This is a genomic window from Duganella sp. AC237, assembly GCF_979254035.1.
In genome coordinates this window covers 1015410-1029337 of sequence record NZ_CEEDEW010000003.1, presented here as the reverse complement: position 1 = coordinate 1029337, position 13928 = coordinate 1015410, and the positions used below count along the sequence as shown (strand labels likewise).

General features: G+C 61.9%; 16 protein-coding genes. 6 read left to right on the top strand and 10 right to left on the bottom strand.

All coding sequences use genetic code 11. The features are described from left to right. Positions 1 to 56: 56 nt before the first annotated feature. Genes AC0IYS_RS04935 through AC0IYS_RS04925 form a run of 3 tightly spaced genes read right to left on the bottom strand, consistent with a single transcriptional unit; the run spans position 57 to position 2737 of the window. Positions 57 to 1604: an ammonium transporter gene (locus AC0IYS_RS04935; protein ID WP_471704127.1), complete on the bottom strand. Its 1548-nt coding sequence runs from the start codon at positions 1602 to 1604 to the stop codon at positions 57 to 59. A gap of 11 nt (positions 1605 to 1615) precedes the next feature. Continuing rightward, positions 1616 to 1954 (bottom strand): P-II family nitrogen regulator, encoded by a 339-nt coding sequence (locus tag AC0IYS_RS04930; RefSeq protein ID WP_090317127.1) that lies wholly within the window; start codon positions 1952 to 1954, stop codon positions 1616 to 1618. Positions 1955 to 1966: 12 nt separating this feature from the next. Continuing rightward, positions 1967 to 2737 (bottom strand): TorF family putative porin, encoded by a 771-nt coding sequence (locus tag AC0IYS_RS04925; RefSeq protein ID WP_471704126.1) that lies wholly within the window; start codon positions 2735 to 2737, stop codon positions 1967 to 1969. A 288-nt stretch (positions 2738 to 3025) separates the two neighbouring features. Here AC0IYS_RS04925 and AC0IYS_RS04920 point away from each other — a divergent pair, with 288 nt between their 5' ends. After that, entirely contained in the window at positions 3026 to 3286 is a 261-nt protein-coding gene (locus AC0IYS_RS04920; RefSeq protein ID WP_471704124.1) for an accessory factor UbiK family protein, read from the top strand. 69 nt (positions 3287 to 3355) lie between these two features. Here the strand turns inward: AC0IYS_RS04920 and AC0IYS_RS04915 are convergent, their stop codons facing one another. The 3 genes from AC0IYS_RS04915 to AC0IYS_RS04905 are packed head-to-tail and all read right to left on the bottom strand — an operon-like array spanning position 3356 to position 6159. Continuing rightward, entirely contained in the window at positions 3356 to 3781 is a 426-nt protein-coding gene (locus AC0IYS_RS04915) for a group I truncated hemoglobin (protein WP_471704123.1), read from the bottom strand. Between the two features lie 39 nt (positions 3782 to 3820). After that, positions 3821 to 4399 carry a lytic transglycosylase domain-containing protein gene (locus AC0IYS_RS04910; protein ID WP_471708798.1) on the bottom strand — a complete coding sequence of 193 codons (579 nt, stop codon included), beginning with the start codon at positions 4397 to 4399 and terminating at the stop codon, positions 3821 to 3823. A 23-nt stretch (positions 4400 to 4422) separates the two neighbouring features. Beyond that, positions 4423 to 6159, bottom strand: coding sequence for a proline--tRNA ligase (locus AC0IYS_RS04905; protein WP_471704122.1), 1737 nt, complete (start codon positions 6157 to 6159; stop codon positions 4423 to 4425). A 202-nt stretch (positions 6160 to 6361) separates the two neighbouring features. On the opposite strand from AC0IYS_RS04905, the gene AC0IYS_RS04900 reads away from it, so the two are divergent. Then, complete coding sequence (locus AC0IYS_RS04900) at positions 6362 to 7009, top strand: RNA pyrophosphohydrolase (RefSeq protein ID WP_471704121.1); 648 nt, start codon at positions 6362 to 6364, stop codon at positions 7007 to 7009. A gap of 103 nt (positions 7010 to 7112) precedes the next feature. Further along, a complete protein-coding gene (locus AC0IYS_RS04895) occupies positions 7113 to 7541 on the top strand; it encodes a DUF1841 family protein (protein WP_471704120.1) in 429 nt (142 codons plus the stop codon). Between the two features lie 58 nt (positions 7542 to 7599). Here AC0IYS_RS04895 and mqo read toward each other — a convergent pair whose 3' ends face one another. From mqo to AC0IYS_RS04880, 3 genes are all read right to left on the bottom strand, one after another. Further along, positions 7600 to 9207 carry a malate dehydrogenase (quinone) gene (gene mqo / locus AC0IYS_RS04890; protein ID WP_471704119.1) on the bottom strand — a complete coding sequence of 536 codons (1608 nt, stop codon included), beginning with the start codon at positions 9205 to 9207 and terminating at the stop codon, positions 7600 to 7602. A gap of 390 nt (positions 9208 to 9597) precedes the next feature. Then, the gene (locus AC0IYS_RS04885) at positions 9598 to 9939 is read right to left on the bottom strand and encodes a c-type cytochrome (RefSeq protein WP_471704118.1); all 342 of its coding nucleotides are present in this window, start codon (positions 9937 to 9939) and stop codon (positions 9598 to 9600) included. A gap of 11 nt (positions 9940 to 9950) precedes the next feature. After that, the gene (locus AC0IYS_RS04880; RefSeq protein ID WP_471704117.1) at positions 9951 to 10295 is read right to left on the bottom strand and encodes a c-type cytochrome; all 345 of its coding nucleotides are present in this window, start codon (positions 10293 to 10295) and stop codon (positions 9951 to 9953) included. A gap of 218 nt (positions 10296 to 10513) precedes the next feature. Between AC0IYS_RS04880 and AC0IYS_RS04875 the strand changes: the two genes are divergently transcribed. Genes AC0IYS_RS04875 through AC0IYS_RS04865 form a run of 3 tightly spaced genes read left to right on the top strand, consistent with a single transcriptional unit; the run spans position 10514 to position 13132 of the window. Further along, positions 10514 to 11368 carry an AAA family ATPase gene (locus tag AC0IYS_RS04875; RefSeq protein ID WP_090317177.1) on the top strand — a complete coding sequence of 285 codons (855 nt, stop codon included), beginning with the start codon at positions 10514 to 10516 and terminating at the stop codon, positions 11366 to 11368. Then, a complete protein-coding gene (locus tag AC0IYS_RS04870; protein ID WP_471704116.1) occupies positions 11368 to 11961 on the top strand; it encodes a GNAT family N-acetyltransferase in 594 nt (197 codons plus the stop codon). The genes AC0IYS_RS04875 and AC0IYS_RS04870 overlap by 1 nt, the downstream gene beginning before the upstream one ends. Position 11962: 1 nt before the next feature. Then, a complete protein-coding gene (locus AC0IYS_RS04865; protein ID WP_471704115.1) occupies positions 11963 to 13132 on the top strand; it encodes a vWA domain-containing protein in 1170 nt (389 codons plus the stop codon). A gap of 80 nt (positions 13133 to 13212) precedes the next feature. Here AC0IYS_RS04865 and kdpE read toward each other — a convergent pair whose 3' ends face one another. Further along, positions 13213 to 13917, bottom strand: a complete 705-nt coding sequence (kdpE, locus tag AC0IYS_RS04860) for a two-component system response regulator KdpE (protein WP_471704114.1) — start codon at positions 13915 to 13917, stop codon at positions 13213 to 13215. Positions 13918 to 13928: the final 11 nt, after the last annotated feature.

Genomic DNA, 13928 nt, shown 5'->3' with positions numbered 1-13928 from the left:
TCATTCGAGGCGCTTTTGTGGGCACCCGCCGAAGCGGGTTGTTACAACAACAACGATTAAGCGTGGTAAGCGGACTCGCCGTGGGTGGTGATGTCCAGGCCTTCGCGCTCTTCCTCTTCGGGAACGCGCAGGCCGATGACCACGTCGACCAGTTTGTAGGCGATGAACGAGACGACAGCCGACCACAGGATGGTGACGCCGACGGCGGTCGCCTGGGTGGTGACCTGGCCCATGATCGAGTAGTCAGGCGATGCTTTGTTGGCAACGTAGTCGAAGATGCCCTGGCCGCCGAGCGACGGCGCGGCAAACACGCCGGTCAGGATCGCGCCGAGGATACCGCCGACGCCGTGGACGCCGAACACGTCCAGGGAGTCGTCGGCGCCCAGCAGGCGTTTCAGACCGTTCACACCCCACAGGCAGACGACGCCGGCGGCCAGGCCGATGACCAGCGCGCCCATAGGGCCGACGAAACCGCAGGCCGGGGTGATGGCGACCAGACCGGCCACCGCACCCGAGGCGCCACCGAGCATCGATGGCTTGCCTTTGAAGATCCACTCGGCGAACACCCAGGCCACGGTGGCGGCGGCGGTTGCCAGCAAGGTGTTGATGAAGGCCAGCGCGGCGATGTCAGCGGCTTCCAGCGCCGAACCGGCGTTGAAACCGAACCAGCCGACCCACAGCAGCGAGGCGCCGATCATGGTCATGGTGACCGAGTGCGGGGCCATCGATTCGCGGCCGTAGCCGACGCGTTTGCCGATCATGTAGGCACCGACCAGGCCGGCAACCGCGGCGTTGATGTGCACCACGGTGCCGCCGGCGAAGTCCAGCGCGCCTTTTTGGAACAGGAAGCCCGCTTTGGCGCCTTCGGTGGCGGCGGTGGCCGCGTCCTTGATCGCGTCCGGTCCGGTCCAGAACCAGACCATGTGGGCGATCGGCAGGTAGGCGAAGGTGAACCACAGCACGACAAAAGCGAGCACGGCGGTGAACTTGGCGCGCTCGGCGAAGGCGCCGACGATCAGGCCGCAGGTGATGGCGGCAAACGTGGCCTGGAAGGCGACGTAGATAAATTCAGGAATGACCACGCCCTTGCTGAAGGTGGCGGCGTACGAGAACGCGCCCTTGGCCGGATCCCAGATGCCGTTCAGGAAGGCACGGTCGAATTTGCCGTAGAAGGCGTTGCCTTCGGTGAATGCCAGCGAATAGCCGTACACGCACCACAGCACCACGATCAGGGCGAAGACCATGAACACCTGCATCAGGATCGACAGCATGTTTTTGGAACGGACCAGGCCGCCGTAGAACAGCGCCAGGCCGGGAATCGTCATCAGGATCACCAGCAGGGTCGCGACCATCATCCAGGCGGTGTCGCCCTTCTGCGGCGTTGGCGCCGGTGCGGCGGGTGCATCAGGTGCTGCTGCGGCGGCAGGCGCGGCGGCGGCAGGCGCGGCGGCAGGCGCTGCCGGCGCTTCGGGTGCGGCGGCGGCGGGCGCGGTGGCGGCGGCGGCCGGCGAGTCAGCCGGTTTGGCCTCCTGCGCGTGGACCGGCGCGGCGAGTGCGAACAGGATGGAAACCCCAGCGAGCAATGTTGTTATAGTTTTCTTCATCAATCTTCCCCTTAAAGAGCTTCGTGGCCGGTTTCACCGGTACGAATACGGATCACCTGTTCCAGGTTGTACACAAAGATCTTGCCGTCACCGATTTTGCCGGTGCGGGCAGCGCCTTCAATCGCTTCGATCGCCTGTTCGACGATGGCATCGTCCACCGCCGCCTCGATCTTGGTCTTCGGCAGGAAGTCCACGACGTACTCGGCACCGCGATACAGCTCGGTGTGGCCTTTCTGGCGGCCGAAGCCTTTCACCTCGGTCACGGTGATGCCTTGCACGTTGATCGCCGACAAGGCCTCGCGGACCTCGTCGAGCTTGAACGGCTTGATAATGGCGGTAATCATTTTCATGCTAAGCCTCGCTTAGAAGGTTTTGGAAATGGTCAGCACGGCGCCGGTTTTGCCGAGGTTCTTGCCGCGGCCGACATAGGCGTCGGTATCGGTGGAGAACGCGGCCACGGCCACGGTCACGACGCCGAAATCTTTGGTGAAGCCGAGTTTGTAGTCGTTGTAGCTGAAGGCGGAGTTGTTCTTGACGGTCTGGCGGCCCAGGTGGACGTTCAGGATGTAGCCGTCATAGATCTCGGTGTTGAGCTGGGCGTCGACGTAGCCGCTGTCCTTGCTGTCGGCGGTGCCGAACAGATTGGTGGTCGAGCGGGAATACTTGACGGAGAATGGACCGACGCCGAGTTGGGCGTACAGCTCGAAGGTGTTGGCGCTGGTGGCCAGCTTGTTCGACGGGTAGTAGTAATACAGGCCGCCGACATCGTAGGTGACATTCGGGGCGAACTCGCCGCGCTTGCCGCCGTAGACATCGATTTCCATATCGGCGTCGCCGCCACCGTCCTTGACCCACTTGATGGTCGAGGCCCAGGTGCCGACATACAGGCCGGTCGGATTGTTCACGTAATCCACGCCGCCTTGCAGCGCTGGATTGAGACGGGTTTGCGAGATGCCGCGATAACGGTAGTCGGTGGCGACAGCGACGTTGTAGCTGATCTGGTGGTCCGGTGCCGGTTCGGCAGCGGCCGGGGCCGCAGGCGCGGGTTGCGCTTCCTGGGCTTGCGCCGAAGCGCTCATGGTGGCGAATGCGAAGGTCAGTGCTGCGATCAGGGTCAGGTTCGTGCTTTTCATAATTTTGTCCTTGTAGTTATCGAACTTAGTCACAGATAGGGAATACGGTTACGGGTAAAATCCTTGTGAGGCAAAGCAGTGAGCGGCATTCATTGACTTCTATAGCAGAATGCGTGCCAGCTAATGTTGCTCGCCGGATAGCTGCCGTAGCATCCGCGACAACGGACGTACTCCGAAGAAAGTGATAATCTGAAAGCGTCGAACGCGAGAGTCTTTGGTTTTGCACCACAATGACGCATGCATGCACATTTATAGTGCTTACAGAACCCCAACAGATCAAGGAATATTATGGATATGAACACTTTTTTTAACGACTTGCAGAACAAGATCAGCCAAGCCGTCCAAAACTCACCAGCAAAGGACATTGAGAAGAACGTCAAGTCCATGATGACGCAGGGATTCTCCAAACTGGACCTGGTGACGCGCGAGGAGTTTGATGTTCAAACGCAAGTTTTAGCGAAAACCCGCGCGAAGCTGGAAACGCTGGAGACGCGTCTGGCGGAACTGGAAGCGAAAGCGGCGCCGCCCAAGAGCGATATCATCATCTGATCAGGCGCTATTGCGGCGCAACTGCGGCGACACGGAGTTTTGCCCATGGCGCCGCAACGGTCTGGTCGCCTATTTATTCAGAATATCTGGACGCAGGCTTTCGAGGATTGCTTCCAACTCGGATAGGGCTTGGGGGTCCGCCCCTTGACGTAAAAACGCTGTGTGCAGGTAGGCGCCCATGATCCGGAACTCGTCAGCCGTGATCGCCAGCCCCGTGTGGGCAACAGCCATGTTCTCGCCGCTGTACGTGCAGGGCCCGCTGGAAATGACGCACAGATGCTCGGCCACCTTGGCCTTTAATGGTTTCAACGCCACCCCTTCGAATGAACGGCGTGTAAGGGGGTCATGTGAAACGTTCTCGACTATTTCGTTTGCCGCCCGGGTGAGAGCTTCGCCGCCACCGAGTCGTTCGTAGAGTGTCCTCTCTTGCGCGTGGGTGTTTTCGCCGACCGCGAAAGCGAACGCTAGAATTATTACGTTACTGACAAGTTTCACAATTTCTCCTCACGGCGGCCGTGGTTCGTCAGGCCACGCTTATTTCCAGTTGTTCCACGCCGCGAGCACGGCGTTCGGGTATTGCGGCCGGCCCCGGCTGCCGTTGTAGCGGCCCAGCGCAAGGTAGAGGTTGCCGCCCTCCATGTCGATGTACATGCGCAAAATCGCGCAGCCGTAGCGCAGATTCGTCTGCATATTGAACAGCGCGCTGCGGTCGCGGTCGCCGATCACGTTGGTCCAGAACGGCATCACCTGCATATAGCCGCGCGCGCCCACCAGCGAAACAGCGTACTTGCGATACGCCGACTCCACCTGGATCAACCCCAGCACCATGCCCGGCTCCAGCCCGGCGCGACGCGATTCGTACCACACGGTGGCAAGAAACTCATGGCGGGTCTGCTCGTCGGGCAGCTTGCGCTTGAGGCGGGCCGACATCTGCGCCAGCCAGCCCTCATAACGCAGCCGTTCTGCGTCGTTGCGGAAGGTGATCTGCGGCGGGGTCGCATCCTTGATGCTGTTGGCGAGGGCGACGCGGACCGCATCGGCCAGCGCCTCCTCCTTCTGATTGCCGGCTTGCGCCACCGGCGCTATCGTCACCGACAGCGCCAGCGCCAACAAGGCGCCGGCTACAACGCGCTTGCTCACTGCGACATTTTGCCCTGGATGAAGCTGATCACATCGGCCACCGGCACGGCGGTCGCTTCGGTGTCGCGGCGGCCCTGGTATTCCAGGTTGCCTTCCTTCAGGCCACGGTCGCCGATCACCACGCGGTGCGGCACGCCGATCAGCTCCCAGTCCGCGAACATGCCGCCCGGACGCAGGCCGCGGTCGTCGAGGATGACGTCGATGCCGGCCGCCTGCGCGTCGGCGTACAGCTTCTCGGCCGCTTCCTTGACCGCCTCGCTGCGGTCCATGCCCATCGGGCACAGCACCAGTTCGAACGGCGCCAGCGACGTCGGCCAGATGATGCCCTTGTCGTCGAAGTTCTGCTCGATGGCCGCGCCCAGGATACGGGTGATGCCGATACCGTAGCAACCCATCTGCAGCGGCGCAGGCTTGCCGTTCTCGTCGAGGAAGGTGGCCTTCATCGCTTCCGAATACGCGGTGCCGAGCTGGAACACGTGGCCCACTTCGATGCCGCGCTCGATCGCCAGCACGCCCTTGCCGTCCGGCGAGGCGTCGCCTTCGACGACGTTGCGCAGGTCGGCGACGATGGCAGGTTCGGCGACGTCGCGGCCCCAGTTGGCGCCGGTGTAGTGGAAGCCGGCGTCGTTGGCGCCGCAGACGAAATCGGCCATGTTGGCGACGGTGCGGTCGGCCACCACGGTGACCGGGGCCTTGGTGCCGATCGGACCCAAATAGCCGGGCACGCAGCCGTACACTTCCAGGATTTCCGCCTCGGTCGAGAAGCGGTGCTCGGCCAGGCCGGCCACTTTGCCCATCTTCACTTCGTTCAGTTCATGATCGCCGCGCAGCAGCAACATGAAATACTGTTTAGCCACTTTGCCGTCTTTTTCGGTCTCGACGGTGAGCGCCAAGGTCTTGACGGTCTGCGCCAGCGGCAGCTTGAGCTGCTCGGCGACCAGCTCGCACTTGGTGGCGTCCGGCGTGGCGACCTTGGTCAGCGCCTGGGCGGAGGCTGGACGGCTGGCGTTCAGCGGCAACGCTTCGGCCGCTTCCATGTTGGCCGCGTAGTCGGAGGTCGGGCAGTAGACGACCGCGTCCTCGCCGGTGCTGGCGATGACGTGGAATTCGTGCGAACCGGTGCCGCCGATGGCGCCGTTGTCGGCCGCCACGGCGCGGAACTTCAGGCCGAAGCGGTTGAAAATGCGCACATAGGCGTCATACATGATCTGGTACGACGCTTGCATGCCGGCCAGGTCGCGGTCGAACGAGTACGCGTCCTTCATGGTGAATTCGCGGCCGCGCATCAGGCCGAAGCGCGGGCGGCGTTCGTCGCGGAACTTGGTCTGAATGTGGTAAAAATTCAACGGAAGTTGACGGTACGATTTAATTTCCGAGCGGACGACGTCGGTGATGACTTCCTCGGCGGTTGGCTGGAAGGCGAATTCGCGGCCGTGGCGATCCTTGATGCGCAGCAACTCGGCGCCCATCTTGTCCCAGCGGCCCGTTTCCTGCCACAGCTCGGCCGGCTGGATCAGCGGCATCAGCAGCTCAATGGCGGCGGACTTGTTCATCTCTTCGCGTACGATCGCTTCGACTTTGCGGATGACGCGCAGGCCCATCGGCATGTACGTGTAGATGCCCGAGCCCAGGCGCTTGATCATGCCGGCGCGCATCATTAACTGGTGACTGACGATCTCGGCGTCGGAAGGCGCTTCTTTAAGCGTGGAAATAAAAAATCGTGAGGCGCGCATACGGTGAATTCTTTTTAAAAAGAGAGAGTTATAATCAACCTAATTTTAAAGGATTAGCTGGCTGATGCGTCCATACTTTATACAAATGCGTTCAATAGATGGCCCTTCGACCGTTTTCGTACCCCGAAAACCCAGCCGAGGCGTCTTTTTATGGGCAAAAATATAAGCAGGGAGCTCAGTCGCAGAAAGTTTGAGGTGCAATATGCTCGATCGGGAGGGGTTTCGGCCCAACGTCGGCATCATCCTGCTCAACGCGCAGAACGAGGTGTGGTGGGGCAAACGGGTGCGCGAGCATTCGTGGCAGTTTCCGCAAGGTGGCATCAAATATGGAGAAACGCCTGAGCAGGCGATGTACCGGGAGTTGGAGGAAGAGATCGGCCTGCGGGCCGAGCACGTAAAAATCGTCGGTCGCACCCGCGACTGGCTGCGCTATGAGGTGCCGGATCATTTCATCAAGCGGGAAATCCGCGGCCATTACCGTGGCCAGAAGCAGATTTGGTTCCTGCTGCGCATGTGCGCGCGCGACAACGACGTCAACCTGCGCCTGACGGACCATCCGGAATTCGACGCCTGGCGCTGGCACGAGTACTGGGTGCCGCTCGACGTGGTGATCGAGTTCAAGCGCGACGTCTACCAGCGCGCGCTGCAGGAGCTGTCGCGTTTCCTGACGTGGCCGGCCAACGGCCACGACCGGCGCCAGCACGGCTCGCGCTACCTGCGCCAGGCGCACGCGCCGCGTCCGAACCCGGAACCACCGGGCTCGGCCTGCGCGCCGACCGAGGCGGCATCCACTGCCACCGTGGCCACCGTCGCGGCGGGGCCGGCCGAGCCGGTCAAAAGCGGCAGCTGAGCGGTTAGCAAGGCGTCAACAAGAACAGCAACAAGGACTGCAACAAAAAACGCGGGACAGGCACACTGTCCCGCTTTTTTTTCGCCGGAGGTACAATGGCGGCATGTTCAATCCAACATCCGACGACGTCCGCCGCTTCTTCTGCGAGGCCTACCGCAAGCAGCGGGCCAACGAAATCCTCACCCCGCTCGAAGCGATGGCGGCCGACTGGGCGCGCCACCATCCCGAATACCATGATGTGCTGGCCGACGTCGACGCGGCGCTGGCGCGCGATTACTCGGTCGAAGGCGCGCAAGCCAATCCATTCCTGCATTTGTCGATGCACCTGTCGATCGACGAGCAGATCTCGATCGACCAGCCGCGCGGCATCCGCGACGCCGCCACCGCCCTCACCCTCAAGCTCGATTCCGCGCACGAAGCGCAGCACGAGATCATGGAATGCCTGGGCGAGATGATCTGGAACGCCCAGCGCACCGGCACGCCTCCCGACGGCGACGCCTACATCGAAGCCATCAAGCGCCGCATCAAATAAAGCAACGGATGAAAAAAAGACACGCATCAGCGTGGCTTCTTCTTTTTTGTGGCTTGCTTTATTTGGCTGCGGCCTCTGCGGGTGCGGCGGCGACTGCCGGCTCATCCAGCGTGAACGCCTTCAGGCCCAGGATGTCGCTGCTGTAGTGGCGGATCTTGTTCGCCAGTACCGGATCGCCGTTCAGCTTGTGACCGTAGGACGGCACCATGGCCTTCATTTTCGCGTCCCATTCGGGCGTGGCCAGCTTGGCCTTGAACGCGGTCTGCAACACTTTGATCATGATCGGCGGCGCGGTCGAGGCGCCCGGCGAGGCGCCCAGCAGCGCGACGATGCTGCCGTCGGCCGAACCCACCACTTCCGTACCGAACTGCAACAGGCCGCCTTTTTCAGGGTCGTCCTTGACGATCTGCACGCGCTGGCCGGCGTTTTGCAGCGTCCAGTCTTCCAGCTTGGCGGTCGGCAGGTACTCTTTCAGCGCGGCCAGACGGTCTTCAGGCGAATTCATCACTTGGCCGACCAGGTACTTGGTCAGCGGGATGTTGTCGTAGCCGGCTTGCAGCATCGGGCGGACGTTGCCGCTGTCGATCGAGGCCGGCAGGTCGATCCACGAACCGTTTTTCAGGAACTTGGTCGAGAACGTGGCGAACGGGCCGAATAACAGCGCTTTCTTGCCGTCGATGATGCGGGTATCCAGGTGCGGCACCGACATCGGCGGCGAGCCGACCGACGCCTTGCCGTACACCTTGGCGGCGTGCTGGTCGATCAGCGCCTGGTTGGTGGTGACCAGCCATTGGCCGCCGACCGGTACGCCGCCGTAGCCCTTGGCTTCCGGGATGCCCGATTTTTCCAGCAGCGGCAGCGAACCGCCGCCGGCGCCGATGAACACGAACTTGGCGCGCACGGTCTTGACGGAGTCGTCGGCCAGGTTCTTGACGGTGACGTTCCAGTTGCCGTCGGTGCCGCGCTTGATGTCTTCGACCTGGTGGCGCAGGTTCAAGGTGGTGCCGTGGCTGTCGGTCAGGTGCTTTACCAGCGCGCGCGTGAGGTTGCCGAAGTTGACGTCGGTGCCGATTTCCATGCGGGTGGCGGCGACTTTCTGGCCCTTGTCGCGACCGGTCATGATCAGCGGCGCCCATTGCTGGATGACGGCCGGATCTTCCGAGTACAGCATGCCCTTGAACAGGTTTTCCTTCTGCAGCGCGGCGTAGCGCTTGCGCAGGAAGTTGATGTTGTCGTCGCCCCAGACAAAGGCCATGTGCGGCACGTTGTTGATGAAGGTTTGCGGCGCGCCGATGTACTTGTTCTTGACCTGGTAGGCCCAGAATTGCTTGGAAATCTCGAACTGCTCGTTGATTTCGACCGCTTTCTTGGTTTCGATGTGGCCGTCGGCCGCTTCCGGCGTGTAATTCAGTTCGGCGAAGGCCGAGTGGCCGGTGCCGGCATTGTTCATCGCGTCCGAGCTCTCGGCGGCGACCGAATCCACGCGCTCGTAGATGGCCATGGTCAGGCTCGGGTCCATCTCCTTGAGCATGGCGCCCAGGGTGGCGCTCATGGTGCCGGCGCCGACCAGCAGCACGTCGACCGGTTTGTCGTCCGACGGCGCCGGCGATTTGCTACATGCCGCCAGGATCAGGCACGACATCAAAATTAATAATGACTTACGCATACGTAACTCCATTCATAGGTACCGACTGTATTCGGGACTGGCGTTGCCGGCCATCCCGCACGCCGATGGCGCCGGGAAGTGGCATTCGAAGGTGGCTGGTCGTCCTTGGCGATGACTGCGCGCGGACGAAGAGGGTGACGGCTGCCGATGCTTGTTCAATGCCGATTGGCGGCGAAAACCGACAATAGAATTGAACGAGTGTCCATAGATATTATCAAGAAAGAGGATTTTAGCAGCGCAAAGTTGGCGCCAGATGAGGGATAACACTTAAGGAAAGCGGAAGAAACTACGTAGACGGACACAAAAAAACCGGCGAAAAGATACAAAAAAGCCACGCAATGCGTGGCTTTTCGGGGCTGGAGGGAGGCGTCGCCGCCTTGGCCAGACGGTCTAGCGGTGCACCGCCAGACTGCCAGGCAGACTGTGGAAATACGCCGCCAGGTCCTTGATGTCCTGATTCGTCAGCGGCTTGACCTGTCCGGTCATGATGGCGTTGTTGCGGCCATTGGCGCCGTCGCCCCGCTTGTAGGCCGTCAGCGCATGCTGAATGTAATCCTTGTGCTGGCCGGCCAGCTTTGGATAGCTGGGGTCGATCGGGGAGTTGTAATCCTTGCCATGGCAGGTGAAGCAACTGTATTTGTCGGCCACGGCCTTGCCGGCGGCGACATTGCCGCCAGCGACGGCGGAGAACGACAGGGCGGAGCAGAACACTGCGGCGATCAGTTTTTTCATATTGGCGGTCCTCATTTCGCGGCGGTGCGCGTCTGCTGCGCGTAGAACGCGGCGACATCGGCGATATCCTGGTCCGACAGGCTGGCGGCGATGCCCTTCATGGATGGATGCTTGCGATCGCCCTTCTTATAGGCCTGCAGCGCGTTTTCAATATACTTGGCCGACTGTCCGCCGATCATCGGTACCTGAAACACTTCCGGGAAGGTGGCTTTGTAACCCGGAATTCCATGACAACCGATACACATTTCAACCTTGGCCTTGGCGTTCTGGGCGTTGCCCACGATTTCCGCCGCGGCGGCGACCTGGACGGTCTGAGCGAGGCCTGCGAGCACGAGAAGTGCGGTGATTTTTTTCATGGTGTTTGCAAGGTAAGTAATCGGATACTACCGCGGATGCAAAACTTGACTTTTGCACTATTAGCCTGCGATTCTAACTCAAGAAATTTTTCTAAGCTACACAGAATCATTGCCGGAACAACACAGTGCCGAGGCCGCCTGTCGGGGTGATACCGGGCCACAACATCGGCCAATCTCCCCTATACTCGACAAATCCCTTTTTCACCGAGACATCACGCATGCAAGCCACCCAACGCTTTGAGGGTTCCGACCAGTACGTCGCGACCAATGACCTGAAACTGGCCGTGAATGCGGCCTTGACGCTGCAACGCCCGCTGCTGATCAAGGGCGAGCCGGGCACCGGCAAGACCATGCTGGCCGAGGAAGTGGCCGCCGCCTTGAACATGCCGCTGATGCAATGGCATATCAAGTCCACCACCAAGGCGCAACAAGGGTTGTATGAATACGACGCGGTGTCGCGTTTGCGCGACTCCCAGCTGGGCGACGAGCGTGTGCGCGACATCCAGAACTACATCGTCAAGGGGGTGCTGTGGCAGGCTTTCACGGCCCCCGAGCCGGTGGTGCTGCTGATCGACGAAATCGACAAGGCCGACATCGAGTTCCCGAACGACCTGCTGCGCGAGCTCGACCGGATGGAGTTCTACGTCTACGAGACGCGCGAAATGGTGCGGGCGGTGCACCGGCCGCTGGTGATCATCACTTCCAACAACGAGAAGGAGCTGCCGGACGCCTTCCTGCGCCGCTGCTTCTTCCACTATATTAAATTCCCGGACCGCGACACGATGGAGCAGATCGTCGCCGTGCACTACCCGAATTTGAAGAAGGATTTGCTGGCGCAGGCGCTGCAAAGCTTCTACGAGGTGCGCGACGTGCCGGGCCTGAAGAAAAAGCCGTCGACGTCGGAGTTCCTCGACTGGCTCAAGCTGCTGATGGCCGAGGACATCCCGGCCGAGGCGCTGCGCAGCCAGGACGCCAAGGCCATCGTGCCGCCGCTGCACGGCGCGCTGCTCAAGAACGAGCAGGACGTGCACCTGTTCGAGCGCCTGGTGTTCATGTCGAGGACCAACCGCTGATGAAGGCCCCCTCCCCGATCATCCTGGAATTGAACGGCGTGCGCCTCGAGCCGCTCGGGCCGCAGCACGCCGAGGGCCTGCTGGCCGCCGCGCAGGACGGCGAGCTGTGGACCTTGCGCGTCACCTCCGTGCCGGCCCCGAACGAAGTGGACGCCTACATCGACAAGGCGCTGGAGATGCGCCCCACCCGGCTGGCCTTCGCCGTGATCGACACGGTCAGCGGCGCCGTCATCGGCTCGACCAGTTATCACGACATCGTCCCGGGCATCGGCCGCATGGAGATCGGCTACACCTGGTACGCCAAGAGCCGCCAGCGCAGCCACGTCAACTCCACCTGCAAGCTGCTGCTGATGACGCACGCGTTCGAAAAACTGGGCGCGGCGCTGGTCGGCCTGCGCACCGATAACTTCAACCACGCCTCGCAGGCGGCCATCGAGCGCCTGGGCGCGCGCAAGGACGGCGTGCTGCGCCACCACGCGGTGCGGCGCGACGGCACCGTGCGCGACACGGTCATGTACAGCATCACGGCCGGCGAATGGCCCGAGATCAAGGCGCAGCTGCGCTACCGGCTGGAACGGCACGGGAAGGCCTGAGATGCTGATCGATTTCTTCTTCACGCTCAAGGACGCCAAAATCCCGGTCACGATCAAGGAGTTCCTGACCTTGCTCGAAGCGATGCAAAAGAACGTCATCGACGCCTCGCTCGACGACTTCTATTACCTGTCGCGCCTCACGCTGGTGAAGGACGAGGCGCACTTCGACAAGTTCGACCGCGCCTTCGGCATGTACTTCAAGGGCGTCAACGACGTCTTCGAGACCAACAGCGCGATTCCGCTGGACTGGCTGCTGCAGCGCATGAAGCGTGAGCTGAGCGCCGAGCAGAGGGCCGAGCTGGAAAAATTCGGCTACGACAAGCTGATGGACCGTCTGCAGGAGCTGCTCAAGGAGCAGAAGGAGCGCCACGAGGGCGGCAGCAAATGGATAGGCACGGGCGGCACCTCGCCCTTCGGCAACGGCGGCACCAATCCGGAAGGGGTGCGCATCGGCGGCAAGGGCGGCAACCGCACGGCGGTCAAGGTGTGGGAGGCGCGCGCCTACAAGGACTACGACGGCGACAAGGAAATCGGCACGCGCAACATCAAGGTCGCGCTGCGGCGCCTGCGCAAGTTCGCGCGCCAGGGAGCGGAGGACGAGTTGGCGCTCGACGCCACCATCCGCGCCACGGCCAGCAATGCCGGCTACCTGGACATCAAGATGCAGCCCGAGCGCAAGAACAATATCAAGGTGCTGATGCTGTTCGACGTGGGCGGGACCATGGACGACCATATCGAGCGCACCGAGGAGCTGTTCTCGGCGTCGAAGACGGAATTCAAGAACATGGAGTTCTTCTACTTCCACAACTGCGTTTATGACTATATGTGGAAGAACAACCGGCGGCGGCATTCGGAGCGTTTTCCGACGTGGGACATCCTGCGCAAGTACCCGGCCGATACCAAGCTGATTTTTGTCGGCGACGCGACCATGAGCCCCTACGAGGTGCTGCAGCCGGGGGGCTCGGTCGAATATAACAATGCGGAAGCGGGCAGCGAGTGGCTGGCGCGCTTCACTAACGCGTTTCCGAAGTTCGTCTGGCTCAATCCCGAGCCGGAAGGGATTTGGCAGTACCGGCAATCGGTCAGCATCATCCGCCAGTTGATGAACAACCGGATGTTCCCGCTGACGATGGATGGGCTGGAACGGGCCATGCGGACCTTGAGCAAATGAGACGTAGCGCGATCAGGCGGAACGCCGTACCCGCCATGTATGCGCCGTCGACAAAGTCTGGCGGATCAAGCGCTGCGACATCATGACTGCAATTGAAGGCGGTAGCCGACAGCGGTTTCGGTCAGCAGATGGCGCGGCTGAGTGGGATCGGCCTCCAGCTTGTGCCGCAGATGCCCCATGTAGATGCGCAGGTAGTGGCCGTTCTCCCCTTGCGACGGCCCCCAGACCGCGCGCAGCAACTGCGGATTGGTCATCACGCGGCCGGCGTTACCCACCAAAACCGCGAGCAGTCGATACTCGGTGGGCGTCAGGTGGACATTCTCCCCGGCGCGCGTGACGCGGCGGTTCTTCAGGTCCACCGTGACATCGCCGAACACGATCAGGCCATCATTATCCGCGGCGGGCTGGCGCTGGCGCCGCAAGGTGGCGCGCACCCGCGCCAGCAGCTCGCCGACACCGAACGGCTTGGTCAGGTAATCGTCGGCGCCGGCGTCGAGCGCGCGGATCTTGTCGGCCTCGTTGACCCGCGCCGACAGCACGATCACCGGCACCGTCGACCATTTGCGCAAATCGGCGACGAAATCGATGCCGTCGCCGTCGGGCAGGCCCAGATCGAGCACGATCAAATCCGGTTTGCGGGTGCCGGCGTCGATCAGGCCACGCTGCAGGGTCGCCGCCTCGTGCACCTGCCAGCCCTCCTCCTCCAGCGCGGCGCGCACGAAGCGGCGGATTTGCGGCTCGTCCTCGACCAGCAGGGCGATGGGGGCGGTCGCTATGTCATTCATTTACGTCACTC